At 51.0% G+C, this 26,281-nt stretch carries 22 protein-coding genes, 1 tRNA gene and 1 pseudogene; 12 read left to right on the top strand and 12 right to left on the bottom strand.

The window, feature by feature from the left end:
- The first annotated feature begins 97 nt into the window (after positions 1–97).
- Positions 98–586 (top strand): redox-sensitive transcriptional activator SoxR, encoded by a 489-nt coding sequence (gene soxR, locus GL2_RS10325; RefSeq protein ID WP_143730579.1) that lies wholly within the window; start codon positions 98–100, stop codon positions 584–586.
- A gap of 59 nt (positions 587–645) precedes the next feature.
- Here soxR and GL2_RS10330 read toward each other — a convergent pair whose 3' ends face one another.
- The 11 genes and pseudogenes from GL2_RS10330 to GL2_RS10370 form a co-directional block, all read right to left on the bottom strand.
- Positions 646–1,371 carry a dienelactone hydrolase family protein gene (locus GL2_RS10330; RefSeq protein ID WP_143730580.1) on the bottom strand — a complete coding sequence of 242 codons (726 nt, stop codon included), beginning with the start codon at positions 1,369–1,371 and terminating at the stop codon, positions 646–648.
- A 51-nt stretch (positions 1,372–1,422) separates the two neighbouring features.
- A complete protein-coding gene (locus GL2_RS10335; protein WP_143730581.1) occupies positions 1,423–1,830 on the bottom strand; it encodes a VOC family protein in 408 nt (135 codons plus the stop codon).
- Between the two features lie 257 nt (positions 1,831–2,087).
- Positions 2,088–4,856, bottom strand: coding sequence for a nitrate reductase (locus GL2_RS10340; protein WP_143730582.1), 2,769 nt, complete (start codon positions 4,854–4,856; stop codon positions 2,088–2,090).
- Positions 4,856–5,302 carry a nitrite reductase small subunit NirD gene (gene nirD / locus GL2_RS10345; protein ID WP_143730583.1) on the bottom strand — a complete coding sequence of 149 codons (447 nt, stop codon included), beginning with the start codon at positions 5,300–5,302 and terminating at the stop codon, positions 4,856–4,858. The genes GL2_RS10340 and nirD overlap by 1 nt, the downstream gene beginning before the upstream one ends.
- Positions 5,303–5,388: 86 nt before the next feature.
- Positions 5,389–7,925: pseudogene (gene nirB / locus GL2_RS10350) on the bottom strand (nitrite reductase large subunit NirB).
- Positions 7,926–8,066: a hypothetical protein gene (locus tag GL2_RS21475; RefSeq protein ID WP_172621113.1), complete on the bottom strand. Its 141-nt coding sequence runs from the start codon at positions 8,064–8,066 to the stop codon at positions 7,926–7,928. It abuts the pseudogene before it with no gap.
- Between the two features lie 135 nt (positions 8,067–8,201).
- Positions 8,202–9,950 (bottom strand): bifunctional protein-serine/threonine kinase/phosphatase, encoded by a 1,749-nt coding sequence (locus tag GL2_RS10355; RefSeq protein WP_172621114.1) that lies wholly within the window; start codon positions 9,948–9,950, stop codon positions 8,202–8,204.
- Between the two features lie 7 nt (positions 9,951–9,957).
- Positions 9,958–11,421: a NarK family nitrate/nitrite MFS transporter gene (locus GL2_RS10360; RefSeq protein WP_143730585.1), complete on the bottom strand. Its 1,464-nt coding sequence runs from the start codon at positions 11,419–11,421 to the stop codon at positions 9,958–9,960.
- Positions 11,411–11,572, bottom strand: a complete 162-nt coding sequence (locus GL2_RS21480) for a hypothetical protein (RefSeq protein WP_172621115.1) — start codon at positions 11,570–11,572, stop codon at positions 11,411–11,413. The genes GL2_RS10360 and GL2_RS21480 overlap by 11 nt, the downstream gene beginning before the upstream one ends.
- A gap of 29 nt (positions 11,573–11,601) precedes the next feature.
- On the bottom strand, positions 11,602–12,666 hold the full coding sequence (locus GL2_RS10365; protein WP_143730586.1) for a CmpA/NrtA family ABC transporter substrate-binding protein: 1,065 nt from the start codon (positions 12,664–12,666) through the stop codon (positions 11,602–11,604).
- A gap of 7 nt (positions 12,667–12,673) precedes the next feature.
- Positions 12,674–13,261, bottom strand: a complete 588-nt coding sequence (locus GL2_RS10370; RefSeq protein WP_232053815.1) for an ANTAR domain-containing response regulator — start codon at positions 13,259–13,261, stop codon at positions 12,674–12,676.
- A gap of 780 nt (positions 13,262–14,041) precedes the next feature.
- Between GL2_RS10370 and GL2_RS10375 the strand changes: the two genes are divergently transcribed.
- The 4 genes from GL2_RS10375 (at position 14,042) to GL2_RS10390 (ending at position 19,165) form a co-directional block, all read left to right on the top strand.
- A complete protein-coding gene (locus GL2_RS10375; protein ID WP_143730587.1) occupies positions 14,042–15,592 on the top strand; it encodes a Re/Si-specific NAD(P)(+) transhydrogenase subunit alpha in 1,551 nt (516 codons plus the stop codon).
- A gap of 14 nt (positions 15,593–15,606) precedes the next feature.
- Positions 15,607–16,998, top strand: coding sequence for a Re/Si-specific NAD(P)(+) transhydrogenase subunit beta (gene pntB / locus GL2_RS10380; RefSeq protein ID WP_172621116.1), 1,392 nt, complete (start codon positions 15,607–15,609; stop codon positions 16,996–16,998).
- Between the two features lie 206 nt (positions 16,999–17,204).
- Positions 17,205–18,785, top strand: a complete 1,581-nt coding sequence (locus GL2_RS10385; protein WP_143730589.1) for a S41 family peptidase — start codon at positions 17,205–17,207, stop codon at positions 18,783–18,785.
- An 8-nt stretch (positions 18,786–18,793) separates the two neighbouring features.
- Positions 18,794–19,165 carry a hypothetical protein gene (locus tag GL2_RS10390; RefSeq protein WP_143730590.1) on the top strand — a complete coding sequence of 124 codons (372 nt, stop codon included), beginning with the start codon at positions 18,794–18,796 and terminating at the stop codon, positions 19,163–19,165.
- A gap of 44 nt (positions 19,166–19,209) precedes the next feature.
- On the opposite strand, the gene yhbY is transcribed toward GL2_RS10390, so the two are convergent.
- Positions 19,210–19,512: a ribosome assembly RNA-binding protein YhbY gene (gene yhbY, locus GL2_RS10395; RefSeq protein ID WP_143730591.1), complete on the bottom strand. Its 303-nt coding sequence runs from the start codon at positions 19,510–19,512 to the stop codon at positions 19,210–19,212.
- 139 nt (positions 19,513–19,651) lie between these two features.
- On the opposite strand from yhbY, the gene rlmE reads away from it, so the two are divergent.
- From rlmE to GL2_RS10430, 7 genes are all read left to right on the top strand, one after another.
- Entirely contained in the window at positions 19,652–20,275 is a 624-nt protein-coding gene (gene rlmE / locus GL2_RS10400; RefSeq protein ID WP_143730592.1) for a 23S rRNA (uridine(2552)-2'-O)-methyltransferase RlmE, read from the top strand.
- A 175-nt stretch (positions 20,276–20,450) separates the two neighbouring features.
- Positions 20,451–22,376 carry an ATP-dependent zinc metalloprotease FtsH gene (gene ftsH / locus GL2_RS10405; RefSeq protein WP_143730593.1) on the top strand — a complete coding sequence of 642 codons (1,926 nt, stop codon included), beginning with the start codon at positions 20,451–20,453 and terminating at the stop codon, positions 22,374–22,376.
- Positions 22,377–22,477: 101 nt separating this feature from the next.
- Positions 22,478–23,323, top strand: coding sequence for a dihydropteroate synthase (gene folP, locus GL2_RS10410; protein ID WP_143730594.1), 846 nt, complete (start codon positions 22,478–22,480; stop codon positions 23,321–23,323).
- Between the two features lie 95 nt (positions 23,324–23,418).
- Positions 23,419–24,771, top strand: coding sequence for a phosphoglucosamine mutase (gene glmM / locus GL2_RS10415; RefSeq protein ID WP_143730595.1), 1,353 nt, complete (start codon positions 23,419–23,421; stop codon positions 24,769–24,771).
- 119 nt (positions 24,772–24,890) lie between these two features.
- On the top strand, positions 24,891–25,625 hold the full coding sequence (gene tpiA / locus GL2_RS10420; RefSeq protein ID WP_143730596.1) for a triose-phosphate isomerase: 735 nt from the start codon (positions 24,891–24,893) through the stop codon (positions 25,623–25,625).
- A 69-nt stretch (positions 25,626–25,694) separates the two neighbouring features.
- Positions 25,695–26,126 carry a preprotein translocase subunit SecG gene (secG, locus tag GL2_RS10425; RefSeq protein ID WP_143730597.1) on the top strand — a complete coding sequence of 144 codons (432 nt, stop codon included), beginning with the start codon at positions 25,695–25,697 and terminating at the stop codon, positions 26,124–26,126.
- 7 nt (positions 26,127–26,133) lie between these two features.
- Positions 26,134–26,219, top strand: a tRNA-Leu gene (locus tag GL2_RS10430).
- Positions 26,220–26,281 lie beyond the last annotated feature (62 nt).

Raw genomic sequence — 26,281 nt, forward strand, 5'->3', positions numbered from 1 at the left:
TCCAGTTCATCACTTGCCTCACCTTGCTTGCATTGGATTGCGGCGCAGTGTAAAACCTCAAGTAACATTGAGGTCAATGGATTCAAGAGGGTTTCTGATGACAGGGACAAAAAACCGGAAAGGCATTATACAGCCTGGAAAAAGCGTCCGGCGTGAATTAACTGTTGGAGAGGTGGCGGAGCGCAGTGATGTGGCAGTGAGTGCGCTGCACTTCTATGAGAGTAAGGGGTTGATTAGTAGCTGGCGCACTAGTGGCAACCAGCGGCGATACTCGCGCGATGTATTGCGGCGGGTGGCCATTATTAAGGTGGCGCAAAGCACCGGGATTCCATTGGCCGAAATTCGTGAGGCACTCGCAACCCTGCCCAATGGGCGTACACCTACAGCTAGGGACTGGGCCAAACTTTCTGTAGGTTGGCGTGAGGATCTCGATCAGCGTATTCGCCAGTTGTCCCAGTTACGTGATCGCTTGGAGGGCTGCATAGGTTGTGGCTGTCTCTCCATGGATAGCTGTCCGTTGCGAAACCCTGGAGACCAGGCAGCTGAGCAGGGAAGTGGTGCGTTGTATCTAGGAGGTGAAGACTAAAGCGCTGAAAATCAGCAGGATGATTTAAACCCGGCAAGACAGTAACCGGGCTTAAAGAATCAGTTGAAAATTTTCTGATAAAAATCCAGAGCCCCCTGCTGTGAATCCAGTGCTGCTGCTTGATCATACGCGAGCGGCAAGCCGAATTTCTCACCCCGTTCGGTTGCGATAGGATTGGTAAATCCGTGCTTCACACCGGGGTAGCTCACAAGTGTTAATTTGGCACCGGCTTCCTGTATCTCCTTCACAAAATCGCCGACTTGTTGCGGTGGAATCATCGCATCGGCACCGCCGGTGTAGACCTGTATCTCTGCCTGGATTTTGCCTTTTTCCGCGGTAACATCACTGGTCAGAGCACCGTGGAAACTGACAGCTCCACGCAATTCAAGGCCGAGTCGTGCCATGGTCAGGACCACTCCTCCCCCAAAGCAGTATCCCTGCGCAGCAATACGGTGGGGGTCGACACAGGAGTGTTGCTGCAGCAACGACAGTGCCGTGCGGAAACGCGCTTCGAGTACTACGGGGCTTTTTAGGGCTTCATCGTGGAATTTCTGTGCCTCTACAGGGTCGTCTGTTTGCTTGCCGGTGCCGAACATATCAATCGCAAAGGCGCTATAGCCTCGCTCGGCCAGTTCTTCAGCCTGCTGCCGTACAAATGCGTTATGTCCCCACCACTCATGCACCAAAATTATACCCGGGCGTTTCTCGCTAATGTTTTCATCCCATGCGAGATAACCTCTAAAGGAATCCCCGTTGACGGTGTAATCAATCACTTCGGATTTCATAGCTTTTCCATTTTTCGGACTTGATAATATTTGGAATTATGCAGAGGTGTCCTAGGTAGTTGGTGGCCCTTTTAACTCGATAAGATTGTTTTCTGGATCAGAAATATAGATAGAGGGTCCCATACCTTCAGCACCATAGCGTTGTTCCACTGGAGAGGCCTCAATACTTCTTTCGCTGAGGTACTTATGAATTTCCCTCGGGTTGAATGGATCAACACGCAGGCAAAAGTGATGCAAATTGCGTCCTTCCTTTCCTGGAGCCGCACCTCCCGCCAGGCCAATGGGGTGATCCACCGTAACCAGGTCAATCAGGCAGTTGCCCGCACGCATCTGGTAGAGGCCGAGGTCGTCATTTTCCCGCTCCATTTTGCAGCCTAGAATGTCTTCATAAAAATCCCGCATAGTACTTAGTGATGTCACACGTAGAACCACATGATCGATATGGTCAATTTTGAACATGGAAGTTCGCTCTGTACATTGAGGTTGAATATCGTGGCTTATCCCAATGGTGATACTTCGGAGCTAAGTGTAGGGGGGAATAAAGTCGGGATAGTTCAGAGAAGGGGATTGCTGCGTCACAAAGGATGTTGCACTGTCAGGTACTGGCTGTGCAAAATCTGTAGCCGGCCAAAACCCTGACTCAAAAGTATCGGTTAGGTCGGGTAGTAGGAACAGTAGTGGGCGGATATAGCCGCCCCGCTATGCGAAATTGTGGTTTAGGCACCGGTGGCATAATTATCTTCAAGCTCTTCACGCTTATCCCTGGCAGGCCTGACCACCTCAGTCTTCATTACCGCGGCTACAGACTGCCCGGCGAAAACATTTTCACGTGCGGTACGTATCAGGGCAGCAATTTCCGGTTTACAGGAGCCGCAACGAGTACCGCAACCGAGCGCGCTGCCCAAAGTTTCCACGGAATTGATACCGTTGCTGATAGCCGTTTCGATTTGCGGTCGTGAAATTTGCATACAGGTGCAGACCATTCGCACACCCGCTGGAATTGCGTGCAGCAGTTGGGCCGGAACCCGTGGCATTTGTATCTCCAGGTAGCGCTCCAAGGTGCGCCGATCTGGCAGACTTTGCCTGTCGTTATTTGCAATCACCAGCAATTGAATTTCGCTGTTGTAGGCCAGCCAGCGCCGGTTTGATAATGTCTCTATCTGCTGCCAGTGAATATCCGCTACACCCTGCAACAGTTCTGTTCCCAGCTTGCGGCCATCGAGAGGGAGGCGCAGAGCCAATTCGAAACGGTAGCCACCCGCACAGGGTACCCGGTACCAGTGCTGCAGGTTGTCGTCACTATGTGTTTGCAGCCACTGCCAAAGAGTTTCTGCTATTGCGTCGGGGCAGATTAGGGTGGCATAACTAGCGCAAGACAGCGCCTGCAGTTTAACCGGAACCTGTTTGAATTCCGGCTGGCCGGAGAGGGGGTCTACTGCGGCTCCGGTAAGGGCGCTGACTTTGGCCTCCTGGGCCAGGGTTTGGCTCCAGTGAATGGGGGCAAAAAGCTCACCGTGCTTTTGCGCTCCGTTGAGAGCTGCGCGGCCATACATCCTTCCCTGTTTGCTGTGTAACGCTACCAGGGCACCCTCTTCAATTCCGTATTCGTGTGCATCTCTCGGATTGATCTGGATCTCGGCAATTTCACTATGATCGAGTAATTTGCGTGAGCGCCCGGTGCGGGTCATGGTGTGCCACTGGTCGCGCATGCGACCACTGTTCAGCCACAAAGGGTAACCTTTGCTGGTGTGTTGCTCGGGAGCGCGGGGAGTGATAGCGACAAAATTAGCGCGCCCGTTTTCGGTAAAAAAATTTCCATCGTCAAACAGGCGTACACTGCCACTGGGATTCACTTCATTAACCGGCCACTGTATCGGTTGAAAATTATCGTATTCCGTCCGTTGGATATTATTAAAGAGAGAAATATCAAAGGCACGACTGCCATTATTTTCAAAACCTGACAGTTGTGCGTGCTCTCGGAAAATATCCACAGGATGTGAATAACTAAACTGTTCGGCAAACCCCAGACGACTGGCCAAGTCGCATATTGCCTGCCAGTCGTGGCGGGCCTCACCGGGAGGGGCTTGGAATGGACGTTGCCGTGAGATACGCCGCTCTGCATTGGTAACTGTGCCGTTTTTCTCACCCCATCCTGTAGCAGGTAGTAATACATCGGCGCAGCGTGCGGTATCGGTATCGGCAACGCAGTCGGAGACAATTACCAGAGGACACTTGCGCAAAGCCTCAGCTACGCGGTCGGCCTCAGGCATACTCACTGCCGGATTAGTGGCCATAATCCAGATAGCCTTAATCTGCCCACTTTCTACTGCACGAAACATATCTACAGCTTTTAATCCGGGAGTCAGTGCGACCTGTGGTGCTTTCCAGAAACGCCCCACTCGATCGATGGAATCCATATTAAATTCCATGTGGGCGGCGAGCATATTGGCCAGACCGCCCACTTCGCGTCCTCCCATGGCATTGGGTTGCCCGGTGATAGAAAAGGGGCCAGTTCCCGGTTTACCGATACGCCCTGTAGCCAGGTGGCAATTTATAATAGCGTTATTTTTATCGGTACCGCTGCTGGATTGATTAATACCCTGGGAATAAAAGCTGACAGTTTTTTCCGTTTCAGAAAATAGCCGGAAGAAGGTCAGCAGTTTTTCTGTGGATATTCCACAGTTAAGCGCGGTTTGTTGCAGTGACCAGTGCTGGGCTGAGGCGAGTGCATCTTCAAAACCCTGAGTGTGCTGCTGGATATATTGATGGTCAAGTTGATTGTGCTGTGCAAGGAAATTGAGCAGGCCTGTAAACAGTGCGGCGTCACTACCCGGAGTAATAGCCAGATGTAGATCCGCCATCTCACTGGTGGCACTGGCACGAGGGTCGATGACAATTAATTTCGCACTGCCCGCCTGCATACGCTGGAAAAGGATAGGGTGGGTCCAGGCGGCGTTGGAACCAATTAATATGATGAGATCGGCATGTTCCAGATCACCGTAACAGCAGGGTACAGCGTCGGCTCCGAATGCGCGCTTATAACCGGCAACCGCCGAGGACATGCACAGACGTGAATTGGTATCAATATTGGCACTGCCAATAAATCCTTTCATTAATTTATTGGCAACGAAGTAATCTTCGGTTAACAGCTGCCCGGAAAGGTAAAATGCTACAGAGTCAGGCCCATATTCACGAATGTTATTTACAAAGCCATCAGCCACAAATGACATTGCGCTTTCCCAGTCACACTCCTCGCCATGTATACGAGGGCGTAACAGGCGTCCGCGCTCACCGAGTGTTTCCCCGAGCGCGGAGCCCTTGACACACAGTTTGCCAAAGTTGGAGGGGTGCTGGGTATCACCGCTAATTGAGATAGCAGTACTTTCCGCGCGTTCTTCCTTGTCGACCGTAACTCCACAGCCTACTCCACAATAGGGACAGGTGGTGCAGGAGCGGCGCGCGCTCAAAAAATTCTTTACTGCCATTACTGTATCTTATTGCAGTCGATGTAAACCGTATCCCCATTAAATGCCAGTGGGTAGGTGGCAAGCCTGATACTGCTGTCTTCCATGCAGACTCCATCGCTAAGGCGGAAATGGTGTTTGTAGAGTGGGGAAGCAACGGTTAATTCCCCTTCCATTTCTGCAATAATCCCTCGTGCAATTACGCCAGCTTGTGCGATTGGGTCCCAGTTGTCAACGGCGTAAAGCTGTTGCTCCTGGTTGGGTAAAAAAAACAGGGCGATACTTTTTTGATCAATAGTTTTAGTGGTTCTATTGATGGTCTCCGCAGGGGACGCGGAAGTATCGCCCCAAAGGGCACACACCCCGGAATTATTTACCAAATCTGATCGCTGACAGATTGGTAACCATTGGGGGTGGGTTATGGCAATTGAACACAAGCGACTTTGTTGCAGGGCGGCCGAGCTCATAATAATTTCCTCACAGGTGCTGGAAAGAATTTGAAATTGAATATTTGCTTGTAGCAACTCGACAGAATGTACTGCCGGTATGGTGATTAAGCGGATTCTGCGGTCTCTACAATTTCCTCTACGGTCGCTGGTCGCGGTTGTCCGCGCTCTTTGACAAAAATAATTTTGTCATCAGTTTGGTCACTGTTGACAAACTGGCGGAAACGTTTGAGTTTTTCTGGATCATTGATCGCTGATTTCCACTCGCACTGGTAGGTGTCAACTACGCGTGCCATCTGTGCCTCCAGCTCTGCGCAGATGCCTAGCTTGTCATCGATAATGACTTCGCGAAGGTATTCGAGACCGCCATCGAGATTTTCCAGCCATACAGAAGTGCGCTGTAACTTGTCAGCGGTGCGTACATAGAACATCAGAAAGCGATCGATGTAGCGAACCAGGGTTTCGTCATCCAGGTCAGTGGCAAAAAGATCTGCATGACGAGGGCGCATGCCGCCATTGCCACAGACAAATAGATTCCAGCCCTTTTCGGTTGCGATAATCCCTACATCTTTGCTTTGTGCCTCAGCGCACTCACGGGTACAACCCGATACAGCCATTTTAATTTTGTGCGGGGAACGCAGGCCCTTGTAACGATTTTCCACTAGCAGTGCCATGGAAACGCTGTCCTGTACACCAAAGCGACACCAGGTACTGCCGACACAGGATTTAACGGTGCGAAGTGATTTTCCATAGGCATGACCGGTCTCGAAGCCGGCATCAATTAACTCGCTCCATATCTCTGGCAGCTGCTCCAGGCGTGCACCAAATAAATCAATTCGTTGGCCGCCGGTAATTTTTGTATAAAGGTTATAGCGTTTGGCCACCTCACCAATCACAATCAGTTTTTCTGGAGTGATCTCTCCACCGGGAATACGCGGCACTACTGAATAACTGCCATTTTTCTGCATATTCGCCATAAAGGTGTCGTTAGTATCTTGCAAGCCGACATGGGTCTGTTCCAGGATGTGCTCATTCCACAGAGAGGCGAGCACTGAGGCTACTGTGGGTTTGCAAACTTCGCAGCCATGACCGGAACCGTGTTTATCCAATAGCTCATCGAAGGTTTTAATCTCTTCCACCTGAATGATGTGAAACAACTCCTGGCGGGAGAAGGGAAAATGCGCACAGAGGTGGTTATTTACTTCCATGCCCAGCGCGGCCAGTTCCTCGTCAACAATATTTTTCAGCAGTGCTGCACAGCCACCGCAACCGGTGGAAGCCTTGGTTGCGTCTTTAACTTCCGCCAGGGTATGACAACCTCCAGCGACAATGTCGACGATCTGGCCTTTACTCACATTGTGACAAGAGCACACAGTGGCAGATGCGGGTAGGGCAGAGGCCCCCAATGTGGGTGTGGCGCCATCGGTCGCGGGTAAAATCAATTGCTCTGGGTTTTCCGGAAGTTCAATATCATTCAGGTGGTACTGCAGCAGGGTATCGTAATCATCGGTATTGCCAACCATCACGGCACCGAGCAGCTTTTTCCCTTCGCTGTCGGTGATCATGCGCTTATAAATGCCGCTTTGCTCATCCACGAAAGTGATAGCAGCGGCGCCTTCACTGCGCCCATGGGCATCACCGATAGAGCCGACCTGGACACCCAGAAGTTTTAATTTGGTGCTCATGTCCGCACCATTAAAGCTCTCTTCCTCTCCAACCAGCTGCGCGACTGCGGTGCGCGCCATGCTATATCCAGGGGCGACCAAGCCATAGATCCGTTGTTGGTATAGGGCGCACTCGCCAATGGCAAAAATATCGGGGTCAGAGGTACGGCAGCTGCTATCAATAACAATACCGCCGCGCTCGCCAATTTTTAAGCCGGCGGATTTGGCTAGTGTATCCTGTGGGCGTATACCGGCGGAGAACACAATCATGTCGGTGGCGAGTTCCCTCCCCCCTTAAAGTACATGCGCAGGCGGCCATCGACTTCCTCTATCAGTTCGGTGGCAGTACTGGTATGCACATCAACTCCCATTGCTTCAATTTTATCGCGCAATAGTTTTGAACCACCGTCATCGAGCTGGGTGGCCATCAACCCCGGGGCGAACTCCACTACATGTGCCTTAAGTCCCAGAGTTTTCAGGGCATTGGCAGCCTCAAGGCCGAGCAGGCCACCTCCAACCACGACACCAGTCTCAGCTGTGGTCGCGACGGTGCGAATTGCATCGAGGTCTTCTACTGTACGGTAGACAAAGCAACGCTCATGCTTGTGTCCGGGAATTGGCGGTACAAATGGATAAGAGCCCGTGGCGAGAATAAGTCGGTCGTAAGAAACGGAGATACCACTGGCGGCAATAACGGCTTTATATTCCCGATTGATTTCTACAACCTGATCATTGAGCAGGATTTTAAAGCCCCATTGCCGGTACTGCTCCAGGTTACCAATGGACAAGTCTTCCGCGTTGCGACCTGCAAAATACTCGGACAGGTGAACCCGGTCATAAGCGGGTCTCGGTTCTGCACAGAAGATGGTAACTTCAAAATCTGGGGCTTGTTGATGACTGGCCAGCTGCTCGAGAAAGTGGTGCCCGACCATGCCATTGCCAATTACAACCAGCTTTTGTTTTTCTGAATTTTCCGTCATTTACCTTTCCTGCCGTCTCAAGTCTTTTTTTTCGGCAGGGGTGGGCCCAGGTAAAAAAGCAAGGGCATCTCCTCTTCTGCCGAAGAGTACAGGCGCCGTTGCCTCAAAGTTGGGAATATCTTTTTTGGTAATTAAATACATTCAAACTCCATGCCAATTTTATTAATGGGAATGTCGCTACTTTGGTCTGATTTTTTACGATAATTGCGACAAATTAGTGCATGAAAGCTTTTTTCTGCGCTGTGAAAGTGCTTATTCAAAACTTGTATGCTATGGCTAGATGAAATAGAGCAGGTGAGAAAGCAGCAGGGCCAAGGCCAACAACTGCCAACACAGTAGAGGGTCGCGCTCCAGCAGTGGGCGCTTGTGGGGTACTTTAAATTCCGGATTGGGGATTTGCAGATCCCGTACAAATTCCGATAGGGCGCTGTAACGTTTTTTGGGGTCTGCAGTACAGGCTTTTTGCAGGGCGCTGTCGATCCAGTGAGGAATATCGCTTCGATATGCCGAAGCTCTGGTAAAGCGCATCTGGCTATAATTTTTTAGGCGATAGTGATTACTGCCGAGACGTTCGGGGTAGGGGTATTTACCAGTGAGTAATTCGTAAGCGATAACCCCAAGGGAAAAGATATCCGAGCGATGACTGGCACTATCACCAAAAAAGAATTCCGGTGCCGCATAGTTCTTGCTGCCGGGGACGCATTCGCCAGAAAGGTGCAGTTGCTCCCTTAGACCGGGACCGTCGGCTCCGCCGAGGTCAATAATCACAAGACGGCCATCATTGCGCATCATAATATTCTCCGGCTTTAGATCGCCGTGTACGATTTCCATGCGTTGCAGGCTGCGCAGTGCACTTACCAGTTGGCCGAGCAGTTCCCTAACCTCGGGAATCTGCGGCTGCAGGTTTAATTGCATCCACTGACGCAGTGTCTGCCCTTCGATGTATTCGAGTACATGATATAAGCAGCGTCGCTCGCAGCTGGGGGCGAACACCTTAATAACCCCGGGATGGGAAACTCGTCGTCCGGTCCATTCTTCAGCGATAAAGCGTTCAATGTATAGGGGATCATCACAAAAATTTACAGAGGGGGTTTTTATTACTCGCAGCGCGTCAGTTTCCTGGTCCCGCGCCAAGTATAGGTGGCTTCGACTGCTGGCATGTAGCTCCTGCAGAACCTGGAAATTGTCGAGTAGTTGTCCGGGGCGCAAGTCAGGGGCGAACGGCAGCTCGCGATTGCGCATCGCCAGTTCATCGCATTGGGGCAGGCCTACAGAATTTACCCGGCAAATTACAGCACTCAAGTTATCGGTAGAGCCTGCCTGCAAAGCTGCATCGATCAACTGCTGGGGTGTGGATTCACAGAAATTTACTAATCGCTCGATGATAGTGCTTTCAGGCAGAAAGTCATGGATCCCGTCACTGCTGAGCAGAAAAATATCACCGGCTTTTAAAGCTTCACAGCGGTAGTCCACATCAATATGGGCATCCATTCCCAATGCGCGACTGAGAAAAGTGCGCCTGGGGCCAAGGGTGTGGCTATGATCGTGTGTCAGGCACTCCAAACTGCCATTGCGCAGACGATAAATACGTGAGTCACCGATATGTACCAAGTGGGCGCTGGTGCCTTTGAAAATAACCGCTGAAAAAGTGGTCAGCCACCCCCGCCGAATTTCCGTGCTACCGCCACTTTGCCGAAACAGCCAGCTGTTAAGGGAATGCAGTACACGTGCGACAGCATGCTTTGTCGCCCAGGTTTCAGGGGTGCTGTAATAATCGGAAAAAAAACCATTGATTGCAGCCCGTGCAGCCTCGCCGCCGGCCTCAGCATTGGCGACACCATCGGCCACTGCAGCGAGACTGCCGTGTTGCTGCAACTCAGCACCTTGGGAAAGCTGCACCGCGCAGGCATCATCGTTGTGCTGGCGGTGTCCGGGACAAGAGGCACTGAATAGTTGCAGGGCCTCTTGTTTATTCCCTGGAGAACTATCGGCTGCAGCGGGACTCGGTCCCACTGTAATCATCATATCGTGATCAAGCGACATCGATCATGGATACGCTGCCGTCAGGGAGTACTTCTGCCATTTGTCCTTCTGGTTCCTCCAACATTAATAGTGCGGCGAAACCGAGCAGCGCTGTGACACAGATTACCAGGAAGAAAGTTTGGTAGGACACCATGCTCAATACCGTGAGGTAGAAAACCGCTCCCACATTACCGTAGGCACCGGTCATACCTGCAATCTGACCGGTAAGGCGGCGCTTGATCAGGGGCACAACAGCAAATACAGCGCCCTCGCCAGCCTGCACGAAAAACGAGCATGCCATAGCGGCGGCCACAGCCAGGTACAGAGGCCACTCTGCATCAATCAGGCTCATGATGAAGTAACCTAAGGCTAACCCGGCGGTAAGTATTAATAGCGTAGATTTGCGACCCCATCGATCGCTAATCAGTCCACCTGCAGGACGCGACATCAGGTTCATAAATGCGTAGGCGGAGCCCAACAGACCGGCTTTGACCGGATCCAGGGTAAAGGTCTCAGAGAAAAACAGGGGCAGCATAGAGACCACCGCCAGCTCGGAGCCAAAGGTGGCGAAATAGAGTAAGTTCAAAACTGCAACCTGCTTGAATTTATAGCGGTGCATCTGTGCTGGTGGGTTTTGAAATACTTCTCGGTTAATGCTGTAAGTTTTGCGTGCATCCAGCAGATAGAGCAGCACCAAGCCGCTATAAATCAGATTGGCAGTAAAGTTGGAAATCAGTGCCACTCCAGTGGATAACTTCCAGGTAAGCAAAGCCAGTGCTGCGTACATGGGGACCTTCATAACCAGTAGCAGTATGAAATCCCCAGGGCTGGTGACTTCCATGGCCCCTATTTTTTTTGGCTTGAAGTAAGTCGAACCTTTGGGGGTATCGGTAACAGAGACGTAATAAATTACGCTGTAAACCAGAGCAATAATCCCGGTCAGGCCAATGGCATAACGCCACCCGTCGTCACCACCGAAGAATAATGCGATTGTTGGTAAGGACATGGCTGCTGCGGCGGAGCCAAAGTTGCCCCATCCCCCATAAATACCCTCGGCGGTACCCAGCTGACGGGCGGGAAACCATTCCGACACCATGCGAATTCCGACCACAAACCCAGCGCCAATAAACCCGAGCAGGAAACGACCAATTGCTGCCTGCACAAAATTTTCTGCCAGAGCGAAAATAAAGCAGGGCACACTGCCGATTGCAAGTAGCAGGGAGTAGGTTAGGCGCGGCCCATATTTGTCGGTTAGCATCCCGATTACAATTCGAGCGGGGATTGTTAAGGCCACGTTTAAAATCAGTAAGGTTTTAACCTGATCTGGGGTCAAGGCGAGACTCTTGGCGATGGCCATCAGCAGGGGAGCATGGTTAAACCAGGCAAAGAAGGTGATAAAAAAAGCTACCCAGGTTAGGTGAAGTATTTTTATCTTCCCGCGGAACGAGAATAAGTTGAGTGAATCACTGGACATGCGCATTTCCTTTGTTTGCTAATTCCGCAGGCATAAAAAAAGCCCACAGCTGCAGCCGGTCGGCTGCAGACGATGGACTTCGTTGCCCGAGATGTTCGGCGAACAACTGCTTCACCGCGCTGATGCGCCTGAGGGAAGTCAATTGCATCATCGAATTATTTCCATTCAATTAATGTGCCATTATTTTTGTGCGAGCAGGAAGTCCACTGTTTGCCGGTAGAGGTCCGCACGAAAAGCCTTTTCTGCCCCGGTTGAAATTCCGCTGAAATCCGCACACATTTCCAACAGTTGTTTCGCTTTAACTGCGCAGGGGCGACCAGTGTCGTTATCTGTATGGGCAAAGAGATGCCACCCGGGGTTGGCAATAATTGCTGAACCCCTGCGCAAAAGTGTCTGGTCGCTGAGGGAGAGCTGTAGCAGGGTCTCCGGCAGGTCCAGATATTGTTTCTGCGATAGCAGGCTGGCGGCGATGCGCCGATTTCCACGTGCAGCGAGCCAGGTACAGGCTTGCAATAGGGCTGCACGCAGGGCAAGGTGAGTCGAAGGATGATTTTGGTGCCAGTTTTCAGTAACCGCGAGGACTTTTTCCGGCATTGCTGGAAGCAGGCTATTGCAGGCAGCAGTAATCACACCGGTACCTTTGTGAGCGGCGAGGGTGTTCCAGGGTTCTCCCACGCAGCAGCCGTCAATGGTGCCATTGTGTAAATTTTCCAGCATCTGCTCCGGAGGCAGCACTATTAGCTGTATATCTCTGTCAGGGTCTATGTTGGCTGAGCGCAGCCAGTGTCGTAGCTGCAGACTGTGGCTGGAAAAAGGGTAAACGCTGGCAAGCCGCACCGGTGTGGAGGCAGGGTTCTCCTGCAGGTATTGTTTGAGTGCTGCGGCAATATCAGCTTGTGACTCGCCTTCACTATAATTTTGCAAGCGCCGGAATAGGTCTTCCGAGAGGGTAATGGCATTACCATTGGAACTGAGAATAAGCCCACTCAGTAACTGCTCATGGCAATTGGGTAGGGCCTGCGTGAGAGTCAGAGGCATGGGTGCAAGCATGGCGGCCGCGTCGGCTTTACCTCCGATCAGCTTGTCGCGCAGTGTTGCCCAGGAGGTTTCCCTTTGCAGCTGTACATCCAGGCCAAACAGTTGAAAGTAGCCTTTTTCCTTGGCGACAATCAGGGGCGCACTGTCAGTCAGGCGCAGGTAGAGTAAATTAATGGAGCTTTTTTCCGGGCGTAGAGATGGTGACATCGGTAATTTATTGCTCGCTCTGGAAATGGTGAATAATTTGTTCTGCTACTGTGCGGATGGTGGAGTTGGTACTCATTGCAAGATTGCGCAGGATCTTATGTGCATCTTCTTCATTGAGCTTTTTCTTGGCCATTAGTAATCCTTTGGCCCGCTCAATGGTTTTTCGGTCTGTTAACTGTTGTTTGGTTCGCTCGAGAGATTTGCGTAGTTGCTGAAAATTCTTAAATTGCGCCATGGCAATTTCTATAGCTGGCGCCACCCTCTCCGCTGTAATGCCTTCGACCATATAGGCGCTTACCCCAGACTCAACTGCGCGGCTGATAAATTCTGCATTACAACGACTGGAAAACATGGCGACAGGTGTAGGCGCCTCGCGATTGACGATTGCCAGACTTTCCAGGATGTCCCTGTCTGGAGATTCAATATCGATCAATACGACATCGGGGCGGTATTTCTCTACCTGGAAAAGTAAACCTTCAGCACTATTGATATTGGCGAGAACGGTATAGCCGGCTGCACGTAGCCGCTCACAAACCTGTTGAGAGCGCTCGGGATGGTCATCGACCAGCATGATACCTGGGCTTACATTAGTCACTGTCTATTGCGGCACTCATTTAATGATTTGCAGGCACTTTTCCAAGTGTCAATCAATAGTTATGCCAAGTGCGCAAGGAGGGATAAACAAAATATATTCTTCTATTTCCATGAAGTGTGGGGGATTTCCACTGCTATTTCCTGGTGCGATATTCTGCGGATAATGCTTTTTTTGCACAAGTGGGGGGCTTTTGTGGAAATTACTGGAAAGTGAGTGTGATTTTTTTTGGTTTTAGAAAATTTACTTTCGATGAATAGATACTTTAAGGCTTTCTGTCACTATCTTTCCTGCTTTTCAGGATGATTGTCCCGCCATTAAGATGGGTTTGGATAAAAATCGAATACCTTGGGGGGTTGTCAGGATGAAAATTCTTCCATGAAAAATTGTCAGTAAAGGCTATTTTGCTCTTTTGGGGATGAGGTCCAGGTGATTGGTTAGGCTGCCAAGCTCTAAATAGGAGTCGAGCAAGTGAATTAAAACTCTTTTAATAGAGCAGTTTTTGTTCAACTATTAAGGGGTAGTATTTTTGATAATTTATGGTCCTACGGGTTAAATAAAATTGCAATTGAGAAATTTCACCCTTTTTCCAATTGGCCCTCTCTCTATATCAACCCGAACAGATAGTCTTATTAATTTCACCAATTACCACTATCAGGCTCTTCCTCTTTTCATCCCCCGTTACGGCGTTTACACTCGATCTGTCTATAAATTGGGCAATCCAATACTTTTCGAGGTAGATGTAGCTGTAAGTTCATAATACAAACTAAGAGGGGCAGGGCGGTGATAATAGCCATACCGAGAGAGACCGCGGAGGGGGAGGCACGTGTTGCGGGAACTCCCGATAGTGTAAAACGTTTACGCGATTTGGGGTTTTCCGTAGCGGTGGAGAGGGGGGCTGGTGAAAAGGCCCGCTTTACCGATGAAGCTTATGCTGAAGCCGGTGCAGAAATTCATGAGGATATACAAAAGTGCCTGGCTGACGCGGGGGTAGTGCTGAAAGTACAAGCCCCCACTGACCCAGAGTTGGCACTTATTCCTGAAGGAACCACGCTGATTGCCTTTCTGAAACCGGCACAAAATGCCGAGCTTCTGCAAAAACTTGCTGAACGGAAAATCAATGCGTTAGCGGTTGAATCCGTACCCAGAATCTCTCGCGCACAAAAGATGGATGCACTCAGCTCCATGGCCAATATCGCCGGTTATCGCGCGGTAATAGAAGCCGCGCATAACTTTGGCCGTTTCTTTACTGGGCAGATTACCGCTGCCGGAAAAATCCCACCCGCAAAAGTACTTGTAATTGGTGCTGGTGTGGCTGGCCTCTCTGCAATTGGTACCGCTAAAAGTATGGGTGCAATTGTGCGGGCCTTTGATACTCGTGCGGAAGTACGCGAGCAGGTGGAATCCATGGGAGCGGAATTTCTCACCGTGGAAATAGAGGAAGAGGGTTCCGGCTCCGGTGGATACGCCAAAGAAATGTCCAAGGAGTTTATCGAGGCGGAAATGGCGTTGTTTCGCGCTCAAGCCAAAGAAGTGGATATTGTTATTACCACAGCTCTGATTCCTGGTAAGCCAGCCCCTAAACTGTGGCTTTCCGATATGGTTGACAGTATGCCGAAAGGAGCGGTAGTGGTGGACCTGGCAGCGGAAATGGGTGGGAACTGTGATTATACGGTACCGAATGAAAAGGTTGAGCATAGTGGTGTCACTATTATTGGTTATACCAATCTACCGAGCCGTGCAGCCACTCAGTCCTCAAGGTTGTATTCCACCAATTTAGCCCATTTGCTCGGAGAGTTGACCCCGAAAAAAGATGGAGAGGTGGACCTGAACTTTGATGATGAAGTGATTCGCGGTGCAACAGTGGTTAAATCCGGGGAAGTCACCTGGCCGCCACCTGCACCTAAAATTTCTGTGCAGCCAAAAACTGATAGTAAGGTTGCTGAGCAAGCCAAAGTTATTGTTGAGAAGAAGGCTGAAAAGCGGAAGTCTCCCCTGTCAATTTTTGTTTTTTGGGCCATCGCTGCGGTTTTGCTTCTCTGGTTGGGACGGGTTGCGCCGCCAGATTTCGTTTCTCATTTTACGGTATTTGTGTTGGCAGTTTTTATCGGCTGGCAGGTGATCTGGAATGTCACCCATGCGCTGCACACACCATTGATGAGTGTGACCAATGCTATATCCGGGATTGTAATTGTGGGTGCACTGGTGCAGCTGGGGGTAACCGGTTCCGGGTTGGTGACCCTGCTCGCTTTTGTCGGGGTGCTGGTAGCCAGTATTAATGTATTCGGTGGTTTCTTTGTAACCTACCGCATGCTGAAAATGTTTCGCCGCTAAAGGAGAAGTGTGTGATGAACGGTATGATTGCAATGGCCTATCTCTTCTCTGCGGTGATGTTTATTTTGAGCCTCGGTGGCCTGTCAAGCCATGAGACTGCACGCAGGGGAAATATCTACGGCATGGTGGGTATGGCTGTTGCCATAGTCGCTACAATCGCGGGTGTGGCTGCCGGAGCCTATTGGATGGTGGCTATAGCCATGGTTGTTGGTGCAGTGATCGGGTTGTCACTGGCCAAACGTGTCGCCATGACCCAGATGCCACAAATGGTGGCGCTGCTGCACAGCTTTGTCGGTCTCGCAGCGGTTTTGATCGGTTGGGGCGGTTTCCTCGATCCACGTATCACGCTGCATGGTGCAGCTCATGTTGTGCACAGTACTGAGATTTATCTCGGGGTTTTTATTGGGGCAATTACTCTCACCGGTTCCCTGGTTGCCTTTTGTAAATTGCAGGGACTTGTTTCGGGTAAACCTCTAATGTTGCCCGCGCGTCACTGGTTGAACCTGATTGCTATTCTGGCCTGTATTGTATTGGGCGTATTATTCGTACCCGCAGATGTGCACGCTGGTACGGTTATCAATCTGCTACTGATGACGGCGATTGCGCTGCTATTAGGTATTCACCTTGTAGCCGCTATTGGCGGTGCTGATATGCCAGTGGTCATTTCAATGCTCAACAGCTATTCCGGTTGGGCTGCTGCGGCAACCGGATTTATGCTGGGCAATGATCTGTTGATAGTTGTTGGTGCCCTAGTGGGCTCTTCCGGTGCCATCCTTAGTTATATTATGTGCCGCGGTATGAATCGATCTTTTATCAGTGTGATTCTCGGTGGTTTCGGTTCCGATGGTGGTGAGGTCTCTGATGAGGAAGTTGATGGCGAGGTTATCGCCATAGATCAACAGGAACTTGCGGATGATCTCAATGCGGCCGATAGCATTATCATCGTACCGGGATTTGGTATGGCCGTTGCCCATGCTCAGCAAGCCGTTAGTGACCTGACTGATCGTCTGCGAAAGATGGGTAAAACGGTACGTTTTGGTATCCACCCGGTAGCGGGGCGCCTCCCCGGACATATGAACGTTTTACTCGCAGAGGCTAATGTGCCCTATGACATAGTAATGGAGATGGATGAAATCAATCCGGATTTCCCCAATACAGATCTGGTTCTGGTTATAGGTGCGAACGATACAGTAAACCCTGATGCTGTAGAAAAGCCTAACTCGCCCATTGCCGGCATGCCTGTTCTTGAAGTTTGGAAAGCCCGCAAGGTAGTGGTACTTAAGCGTTCCATGGCCTCTGGCTATGCGGGTGTTGCCAATCCTCTGTTTTATAAGGAAAACGCACGTATGCTGTTTGGAGATGCCAAGGATAGCCTTCAGGGAGTGCTTGGGAAGGTTGGCGAGTAATTAATTGTGCTTGATGACCAATCTTTTGGTAGCTTCACAATACGGGCCTGGGGCGTTTATACCAAATTGGTATCAGGCGTTACAGGCCCGATTGTTGTGTGTTGGAAGTAGGACTTTTCAAGCTTCTTTGACTATCGCAAGCATTTTTCAATAGTGGTAACCTCCACACCTTTACAGTATTTAACAAAAAATAAAGGAGATGGGGGATGGGGACCCGTTTTGACAAACTTATGCTACAGGGGCTGATTACCATTGGCGTAATTGCTCTTGCAGCTTGTGGTTCCGGTGGCGGTAGTGATGATGCTTCTGTAGATGATACTCAGGGTTCATGGGTAAAGGATAATTTTTTGCCGTCTTCGACCTTTATGGGCAGATGTGTTTCACCAAGAAGTGGTATTGATCCAGACACCGGTGAATTATTTATTGATCGGCTGGGAACGCGGGAAGATGAAAATAACTGGCTGCGTTCAATGAGTAATGAACTCTATCTTTGGTATGACGAAATTGAAGATAGGGACCCCTCTGGCTTTACAGATTCTATCGCTTACTTTGAGCTATTGAAAACAAATGCTACAACCCCTTCAGGCAGCGCCAAAGATCGTTTTCATTTTTCCGAATCTACTGAAATGTTACGATCAGAAAAAGAGATCGGATACGGAATCCAGTGGGGGTTGCTGTCTGCACCAGATGAATTGCCACGTGAAGCTGTTGTCGCTTATCTAGATATTGAAGATGATGAAAATTTGCCGAATACAATTACTCGTGGTGCAAAGGTTATCAGCGTGGATGGTATCGACTTGGCTTATGGTGAGGATGTCGACACGTTAAATAATGGTATGTGGCCGTCCGAGCCTGATGAGGTTCATACATTCGAAATTTTGCCTCTAGGTGCTACTGAAACTGTAGAGGTCACCTTAGCCTCAAAATTGGTTGAGTCAGATCCTGTACAGCACGTTAAGGTTGAGACTACAAATTCTGGTCGCAAAGTAGGCTATATCCTGTTTAATGACCATCTCGGCAGAGCGGAAGGTCAGTTGATCACTGAAGTTAGAGATCTTGTGCCTCAAAATATTGATGAGCTTGTTTTGGATCTTCGTTACAACCGGGGTGGTTATTTGGATCTTGCTGCAGAGCTGGCCTATATGATTGCTGGCGATGTGAGTGTCGGTCAGCCCTTTGAAAATATACGCTTTAATGATAAGCATCCGGAGATAAACCCGGTTACTGGAGAATCAGTTGCACCAACCCCCTTTCATACCACCGCGGTAGGTATTACAGATGATTCTCTAGAGGGCGAGTCGTTGCCAACTCTCAACTTGACACGTCTTTTTGTTTTGACTGGCGGAAATACCTGCTCCTCCAGTGAAGCCATTATCAATGGGTTACGTGGAATAGATATTGAGGTTATTCAGATTGGTGGAGCCACCTGTGGCAAGCCCTATGGTTTTTACGATCTTGATAATTGCGGTACTACCTATTTTACAATTCAGTTTGCCGGTTCAAATGCCAAAGGTTTTGGCGAGTATACTGATGGCTTTTTCCCTGGCGGTACGTCCCATACCGGAGCGGAATTGCCTGGCTGTGAAGTGGGTGATGACTTTAATCATTTATTGGGTGAAACCAATGAAGCACGTTTTGCCACGGCTCTAAACTATATCGAGACTGGAGAGTGTGGAAGCTTTGAGATTAAGGCTTTTTCCGACTCGGGTATAAGTGAGCAGGGTCTTGAACCAAATGTACGCATTCCGAAACCAATATATCGCAGTAGCCGGATAATGGTGAAATAAGAGTGAAGGTGCTTACAAAGATCAGCTTAATTTTTATGGCCATGATGGGGGCTGGTTGTGGAGCTCAACAGACATCTTTAGAGCTGCTACAACCCGCGCTACTCGCCGATTCGGAACCTCAGTCCCGCAGTGAAGTGCAGCGGGTTGTTTCTGAGGCAATGGGAGGGATAGAAATTCATCTCAGTCCCAATGTGTTTTTAGAAAATAGCCTGTTGGTTTTTGACAAGACGCCGCGCCAGATGAGGCTCATTGGCCGTGATATGGGGCGACCAATAAAGTTTAAGCTTTTTTGGGAGGGGGATCGCTGCTGGTTGGCGCGATTGCCAGATGGGCCGCGCTGGGCGCTGGAGGCCAAGTGTGTTCCAGCAGGCCAAGACTGAGAATTGGACTTATGGGGAGGGGATAAAACCGCTCCCCTATTTTCTCAACGCAATAAGTTTGACTTCTTGATGTCGGGCTTCTGCGCCGCACGGTAAATCAATGCAATCTTGCCAATCTCTTGCACCAGTTCCGAGGAGGATTTCTTACAGAGTTCCCCCACAATCTGGTGACGAACTTCGCGGTCGGCAATCATTAATTTGACCTTGATCAGCTCGTGGTCTTCAAGTGCTCGCTCCAGTTCTTCCATCACGCCCTCGCTCAGCCCATTGCCAGCTACGGTCACGACAGGTTTCAGATTGTGACCGAGAGAGCGAAGAGCTTTTTTGCGGTCGGCGGTTAAAGGCATACAATACTCCATTACCACTTTGTGGATATCGATGTGGGAGCGGCCACAGACCTCGATTGTCGCCAGCGGACGTTTGGGACATTCGCGGTCTGTGGCCGCTCTTATAATTAAGCTGTAGTGATTGTAGGCATTGTACCTGATGGGCCGATCTAAGAGCAGCCACCGCTGGTTGCGTGAACATTTTAATGACCAATACGTCAAACAGTCTCAAAAAGAGGGCTACCGCTCCCGTGCCAGCTACAAGCTGCAGGAGCTCCAAAATAAGGACCGCTTGTTCAAACCAGGCATGACTGTTGTCGACCTGGGGGCGGCGCCGGGTGGCTGGTCCCAGGTCGCAATGGAGCTGGTGGGGCACAAAGGCCGGGTTTTGGCGTCTGACATATTGCCTATGGACCCTTTGGCGGGAGTGGACTTTGTACAGGGCGACTTTACCGAGGAGTCAGTGCTCAATGAGCTGCTGCAACACTTAGGTGATGATCTGGCAGACCTTGTGATTTCAGATATGGCCCCCAATATGAGTGGAATACGCGATGTGGATCAGCCCGCCTCCATGTATTTGGTGGAACTGGCTGTGGATATGGCTCGCCAGGTTCTGAAACCGGGCGGGGCCTTTGTTGCCAAGGTGTTCCAGGGCGAGGGTTTTGACGAGCTGATTCGCGATTTGCGCGGTAGCTACAACAGTGTTGTGACCCGTAAACCCGGCGCTTCCAGACCCCGCTCTCGCGAGGTCTACTTGGTAGCGCGAGGCTTTAAGGGCAGTTAAGGCTAGCGGTGTATTTCTGGTCTGGGCGCCCGATATGGTATAAGCGATACCAAGATCGGGGGCAGGGCTGTTGACCCCCGCACCTATACTGGTTTGAACCAGTATAGGTGCGACCGGCGTTGCCGGATGAACGGATTTTGAGTGCGAAAGCGAGAGGGCTATCCCTTTGAATGATATGGCAAAGAACCTTGTACTGTGGTTAATCATCGCGGCGGTGCTGCTGATGGTATTTCAGAATTTCAAACCGCAGTCACGGGATGAGGCTCTCAGCTATTCCGACTTTGTTCAGGATGTGCAGTCGGGCCAGATAAAGAGTGTGGTTGTAGATGGCCTGGTGATCACCGGGGAGAAGGCGGATGGCAACCGCTTTAAGACTATCCAGCCACAAATAATTGATGATGAACTCACTAACGAACTGGTGCGCAGCAATGTGCAGTTCGTTGGTCGTGAGCCGGAGTCCCCCAGTATCTGGCAGCAACTGCTGGTGGCCAGCTTCCCAATCCTGATCATCATCGCCGTGTTTATGTTCTTTATGCGCCAGATGCAGGGCGGTGCCGGAGGGCGATCCGGGCCCATGGCATTTGGCAAGAGCAAGGCGCGCCTGCTGGGTGAAGACCAGATCAAGACCACCTTTGCCGATGTTGCAGGTGTGGATGAAGCTAAGGAAGAGGTGCAGGAACTGGTAGAGTTTCTGCGAGACCCCACCAAGTTCCAGCGTCTGGGAGGTAATATTCCCCGCGGTGTGCTGATGTGTGGACCTCCCGGCACCGGTAAGACCCTGCTGGCCAAGGCCATTGCCGGTGAAGCAAAGGTGCCCTTCTTCTCTATCTCAGGTTCTGATTTTGTAGAGATGTTTGTTGGTGTGGGTGCTTCCCGCGTGCGTGATATGTTTGAGCAAGCCAAAAAACAGGCTCCCTGCATTATCTTTATCGACGAGATTGACGCCGTTGGCCGTCACCGGGGTGCCGGTGTGGGCGGTGGTCACGATGAGCGCGAACAGACGCTGAACCAGCTACTGGTGGAAATGGACGGTTTTGAGGGCAATGAAGGGGTGATTGTAATTGCCGCCACCAACCGCCCGGATGTTCTCGACCATGCCCTTTTGCGTCCTGGTCGTTTTGACCGTCAAGTGTTTGTCGGCTTGCCGGATATTCGTGGGCGTGAGCAGATCCTTAAGGTGCACATGCGCAAGGTGCCCCTGGACGATAAAATTAACGCCCAAACTATTGCCCGTGGAACACCCGGTTTCTCCGGTGCCGATCTGGCCAACCTGGTAAATGAGGCGGCCTTATTTGCAGCACGCGCTAATCGGCGCACCGTTACCATGGAAGAGTTTGAACGTGCCCGTGACAAGATCATGATGGGTGCGGAACGTAAGTCCATGGTCATGAATGAAAAGGAAAAGGTGAATACTGCCTATCACGAAGCGGGTCACGCGATTATCGGCCGCTTGGTGCCGGAACACGATCCAGTGCATAAAGTGACCATTATTCCTCGTGGTCGCGCCCTTGGTGTTACCCAGTTCCTGCCGGAGGAAGACAAGTACAGTATTTCCAAGCGTGCGATTGAATCGCAGCTGTGCTCCCTGTTTGGTGGTCGTATTGCCGAGGAAATGACCTTGGGCATTGATGGAGTCACCACTGGAGCCTCCAACGATATTGAGCGAGCTACCGATCTGGCACGCAATATGGTGGCCAAATGGGGGCTGTCGGAGAAGTTGGGCCCGTTACATTACGGTGAGGATGAGAGTGGACAGCCCGGACAGGGTAACCCGGTGTCTGGTAAGACCACTTATGAGATCGAAGCAGAAGTGCGCCGTATCATCGATAACTGCTATGACCGTGCCAGCAAGCTGCTGGAGGAAAACAGGGATATTCTTGAGGCGATGAAAGATGCGCTGATGGAGTATGAAACCCTGGATGCCGAGCAGGTTGATGACCTGATGGCGAGACGTAAGGTTCGTCAGCCTAAAGACTGGCAGGACAATAATTTTGGCTCCGGTGGTAACAGCTCCACAGGCGAAACTGATACCGAGACAAATGAAACTTCTACCGAAGCCGACAAGAGTAACACCGTGGGCGGCCCACTGAATGAGCACTGAGCTCTAAAAAAGGATTACTAGGACATAACAAACGGAATGCCCGGTCGGTGATAAGGCTCTCGCTTATTCCGTCCTGACATTCCGTTTTTTTATTGCTGCACATGAAAATTACCTGTGGAAAACAACCTCTGGATCTGTCTCAGCCTGTTGTGATGGGGGTTTTGAACACGACACCGGACTCTTTCTCGGATGGCGGCAGTTACTATGCTGCGGGAAGCCTGGACTTATCTCTGGTTCTGCGCCGAGCTGAGCAGATGTTGGGCGAAGGTGCCGCGATACTCGATGTAGGTGGCGAATCCACCCGCCCTGGGGCGTGTCCGGTATCGGAGCAGGAGGAGCTGGACCGCGTTATCCCGGTAGTGGAAGCTATCTGCTCGAACTTTGGGGCGATTGTCTCTGTCGATACCAGCTCCCCGGCTGTAATGCATATTGCGGCAGCGGCAGGAGCTGGCCTGATTAATGATGTCCGCGCCCTGGAACGTCCAGGTGCCTTGGAGGCTGCTGAGCAAACGGGATTACCCGTTTGTCTGATGCATATGCAAGGGCAGCCAGGCAGCATGCAGAAAGCGCCCTCCTATATGAATGTGGTGGAAGAAGTGGCTGCTTACCTGGAGCAGAGAGTCGCAGCGTGCGAGGGACAGGGAATTGCGCGCGAGCGATTGATCCTCGATCCGGGCTTCGGCTTCGGCAAGACAGATGAGCATAACCTGGCGTTGTTGCGTGGTTTGTCGCAGCTGGCCTCTTTCAATATGCCTATATTGGCAGGATTATCACGCAAGTCTATGATTGGGCGACTGTTACAACGTGAAGTGGGTGAGAGATTGTCTGGGAGCCTGGCGCTGGCCATGATGGCCGCGCAACGTGGAGCAAGCATCCTGCGGGCCCATGATGTTGCAGAGACGGTTGATGTCTTGCGTTTGCGACAAATGATTGATTGCGATAACTAACTAATTCTCCTGTAGCAGTTATCCCGAGCCGCTGGGAGACTCCTGCATTTTCACAAAATGAAAATAAGCGGTGTAAAACGTTACTGGGAAGAGTTATGGAAAGAAAATTTTTTGGCACTGACGGTATTCGTGGGCGTGTAGGCGAAGGTGCTATTACTCCGGATTTTATGCTGCGACTGGGATATGCAGCAGGCAAAGTGCTGGGGAAAAAGGCTGGGGGAAATCGTCCTGGGAGGCCTCGCATCCTGATAGGTAAGGATACCCGGGTCTCTGGTTATATGTTTGAGGCCGCCCTGGAGGCAGGTTTGATTAATGCCGGCGTAGATGTAGGACTGCTTGGCCCCATGCCAACCCCTGCAATTGCCTACCTGACTCGCACCTTTCATGCGCGGGCAGGTATTGTGATCAGTGCCTCTCATAATCCCTATCACGATAACGGCATTAAATTTTTTAGTGCTGAGGGCAGCAAGCTACCCGACCAAGTTGAGTTGGAAATAGAAGCGGCGCTGAATTTGCCTATGGAGACTTCGGTGGATCTAGGCAAGGCCCACCGTATCGATGATGCGGCTGCACGCTATATCGAATTCAGCAAGGCCTCTACCCCTTGGAACTTCTCCCTGGATGGGCTCAAAGTCGTATTGGACTGTGCCAATGGGGCCACATACCATATTGCCCCCAAAGTATTCCGCGAGTTAGGGGCTGAGGTCACAGCCTTGGGAGTCAGTCCAGATGGGATGAATATCAACCTGGAGTGCGGCTCCACCAAACCGCAACAGTTGCAGCAAGCGGTTATTGAGCAGGGCGCGGACCTGGGTATTGCATTTGATGGCGATGGTGATCGAGTGCTGTTTGTGGATAGCAATGGCGAACTTGTTGATGGCGATCAGCTGCTCTTTATTATCGGTTTGCATCAGCAAGAGTTTCTCGGTGGCTGTAAAGGTGTGGTCGGCACGCTGATGAGCAATTATGGCTTCGAGCTGGCATTGAGAGAGCGCAATATCCCATTTGAGCGAGCCAAAGTTGGTGATCGCTATGTTCTGGAGAGAATGTCTGCAAATGACTGGATGCTCGGCGGAGAGTCTTCCGGCCATATTATCTGTGCTGACGCCTCCACCACTGGAGATGGTATCGTTGCTGCGCTCCAGGTGCTGAGAGCCCTGTGCGAATTTGATGAACCTTTGCATCAACTCAAGAAGCGTATGACAATGCTACCCCAGCACATGATTAATGTGCGACTTGGGCATAGGGATGGTGTGCTTGAGCACCAGGATGTGATGGCAGCTGTCAGTGAGGCCGAGAGTCAACTCGCTGACAGCGGGCGTGTTTTGTTGCGCCCATCTGGTACTGAGCCGTTAATTCGTGTGATGGTTGAAGGGCGCGACAGCGCTCTGGTCGAGCAACTGGCACAACAGATTTCCACTGTGGTTGAGCGGGTAGGCAATAGCTGACCCGGGTTCATCGGGAACTTGGTAAGCCGGACTGCATTTGACTCCAAATAAAGTCGTATATTTTTGGTTGTATGTTGGCGGCAATGTCGCTAAGATTTGCGCCCCTTGAAGGAGCACACATGCGAACACCGCTGGTAGCAGCTAACTGGAAAATGAATGGCAGCCGAGAGTTTGCCGAGCGTTTTTTCACTGACCTCGACCTGGAGGGAGTGATTTCTGGTGTGGTTGTATGTCCGCCTTTCCCCTACCTCTCCCTGGCTGCACAGGCAGCGCAGGACAAAGGTGGATTTGTGGTTGGTGGGCAAAACTTAAGCCAGGAGCCCGCAGGGGCTTTTACCGGTGAAGTTTCAGCAGGTATGCTGCTCGACTGGAATACTCACTATGTGATTGTCGGTCACTCAGAGCGTCGCAGTCTCTACTTAGAGAGTAATGAACTGGTAGCAGGAAAATTTGTTGCAGCTCAGGCGGCTGGCCTAATCCCGATCTTGTGCGTGGGTGAAACCCTCGAAGAGCGGGAACAGGGGCGTACCCTCGAAGTGGTTGCCGAGCAGATGGCAGCAGTGAGAAATCGTATAGACTCCAGCGCTTGGAAAGACGCTGTTGTGGCCTATGAGCCTGTTTGGGCAATAGGTACAGGAAAGACTGCGACTCCTGAGGAGGCGCAAAGCGTGCATGAATTTATCCGTGCTCAGCTCGGAGATATTGGTGCCGAAGTACAAATTTTATATGGCGGTAGTGTAAAATCCGCTAATGCCAGCGCACTTTTTGCGCAGGTTGATATTGACGGTGCCCTTGTTGGTGGGGCTTCGCTTGATGCGAAGGAATTCGCCGCAATTTGCCGCGCTGCTGTTTAAAGTACAGCGGGTGGGTTAGGGAATACTGAATAACGGGTTGGTTCAACCCCGGCAGAGAGTTTCCAGAAAATGGAAAAATTGGTTTTAGTTGTACACGTTCTGACCGCGCTGAGCATTATCGGCTTGATTTTGCTGCAGCAGGGTAAAGGTGCTGAAGCTGGCGCTTCCTTCGGTGCGGGCGCATCCCAGACCGTATTTGGTAGCCAGGGCAGCGGAAATTTCTTTTCCCGCTTGACAGCAATTTTTGCGACGGTATTCTTCGTCACCAGTTTGGGGCTGGCCTTTTTGGCTAGTCAGGGCGCCGGCACTAATGTCGATGCCAACTTGCCACAAGTACCTGCTGTAATAGAGCAGGGTGCCCCTGCTACAGAGTTGCCCGAGATCGAGAGTGATATCCCGCAACTTGAAGCAGACCTGGAAGCCGGTGATGTTCCCCAGGCTCCCACTGACAGCGGCTCAGATGAGCCTGCAGCTGATCAGGAAAGTGACGAACAACAGTAAGATTTAAGCCCAGGTGGTGGAATTGGTAGACACGCTATCTTGAGGGGGTAGTGAGCTATGCTCGTGCGGGTTCAAGTCCCGCCCTGGGCACCACATCAAGATCCGAAGAAGTTCGGAATCATCCAGAAAGCCCCGTAAATCGGGGCTTTTTGCTA

Origin of the sequence: Microbulbifer sp. GL-2 (assembly GCF_007183175.1) — a bacterium.
In the GTDB taxonomy this organism is placed as follows: domain Bacteria; phylum Pseudomonadota; class Gammaproteobacteria; order Pseudomonadales; family Cellvibrionaceae; genus Microbulbifer.

What these genes read in the sequence shown, in the direction of transcription:
- GL2_RS10330 (WP_143730580.1), bottom strand. Translation starts at nt 1,371, where the DNA reads ATGAAATCCGAAGTGATTGATTACACCGTCAACGGGGATTCCTTTAGA.
- yhbY (WP_143730591.1), bottom strand. Translation starts at nt 19,512, where the DNA reads ATGCCTTTAACCGCCGACCGCAAAAAAGCTCTTCGCTCTCTCGGTCAC.
- pntB (WP_172621116.1), top strand. Translation starts at nt 15,607, where the DNA reads ATGAACGGTATGATTGCAATGGCCTATCTCTTCTCTGCGGTGATGTTT.
- folP (WP_143730594.1), top strand. Translation starts at nt 22,478, where the DNA reads ATGAAAATTACCTGTGGAAAACAACCTCTGGATCTGTCTCAGCCTGTT.
- glmM (WP_143730595.1), top strand. Translation starts at nt 23,419, where the DNA reads ATGGAAAGAAAATTTTTTGGCACTGACGGTATTCGTGGGCGTGTAGGC.
- GL2_RS10360 (WP_143730585.1), bottom strand. Translation starts at nt 11,421, where the DNA reads ATGTCCAGTGATTCACTCAACTTATTCTCGTTCCGCGGGAAGATAAAA.
- rlmE (WP_143730592.1), top strand. Translation starts at nt 19,652, where the DNA reads ATGGGCCGATCTAAGAGCAGCCACCGCTGGTTGCGTGAACATTTTAAT.
- GL2_RS10385 (WP_143730589.1), top strand. Translation starts at nt 17,205, where the DNA reads ATGGGGACCCGTTTTGACAAACTTATGCTACAGGGGCTGATTACCATT.
- secG (WP_143730597.1), top strand. Translation starts at nt 25,695, where the DNA reads ATGGAAAAATTGGTTTTAGTTGTACACGTTCTGACCGCGCTGAGCATT.
- GL2_RS10335 (WP_143730581.1), bottom strand. Translation starts at nt 1,830, where the DNA reads ATGTTCAAAATTGACCATATCGATCATGTGGTTCTACGTGTGACATCA.
- GL2_RS21475 (WP_172621113.1), bottom strand. Translation starts at nt 8,066, where the DNA reads ATGTATTTAATTACCAAAAAAGATATTCCCAACTTTGAGGCAACGGCG.
- soxR (WP_143730579.1), top strand. Translation starts at nt 98, where the DNA reads ATGACAGGGACAAAAAACCGGAAAGGCATTATACAGCCTGGAAAAAGC.
- tpiA (WP_143730596.1), top strand. Translation starts at nt 24,891, where the DNA reads ATGCGAACACCGCTGGTAGCAGCTAACTGGAAAATGAATGGCAGCCGA.
- nirD (WP_143730583.1), bottom strand. Translation starts at nt 5,302, where the DNA reads ATGAGCTCGGCCGCCCTGCAACAAAGTCGCTTGTGTTCAATTGCCATA.
- ftsH (WP_143730593.1), top strand. Translation starts at nt 20,451, where the DNA reads ATGGCAAAGAACCTTGTACTGTGGTTAATCATCGCGGCGGTGCTGCTG.
- GL2_RS10355 (WP_172621114.1), bottom strand. Translation starts at nt 9,950, where the DNA reads ATGATGATTACAGTGGGACCGAGTCCCGCTGCAGCCGATAGTTCTCCA.
- GL2_RS10340 (WP_143730582.1), bottom strand. Translation starts at nt 4,856, where the DNA reads ATGGCAGTAAAGAATTTTTTGAGCGCGCGCCGCTCCTGCACCACCTGT.
- GL2_RS10365 (WP_143730586.1), bottom strand. Translation starts at nt 12,666, where the DNA reads ATGTCACCATCTCTACGCCCGGAAAAAAGCTCCATTAATTTACTCTAC.
- GL2_RS21480 (WP_172621115.1), bottom strand. Translation starts at nt 11,572, where the DNA reads ATGATGCAATTGACTTCCCTCAGGCGCATCAGCGCGGTGAAGCAGTTG.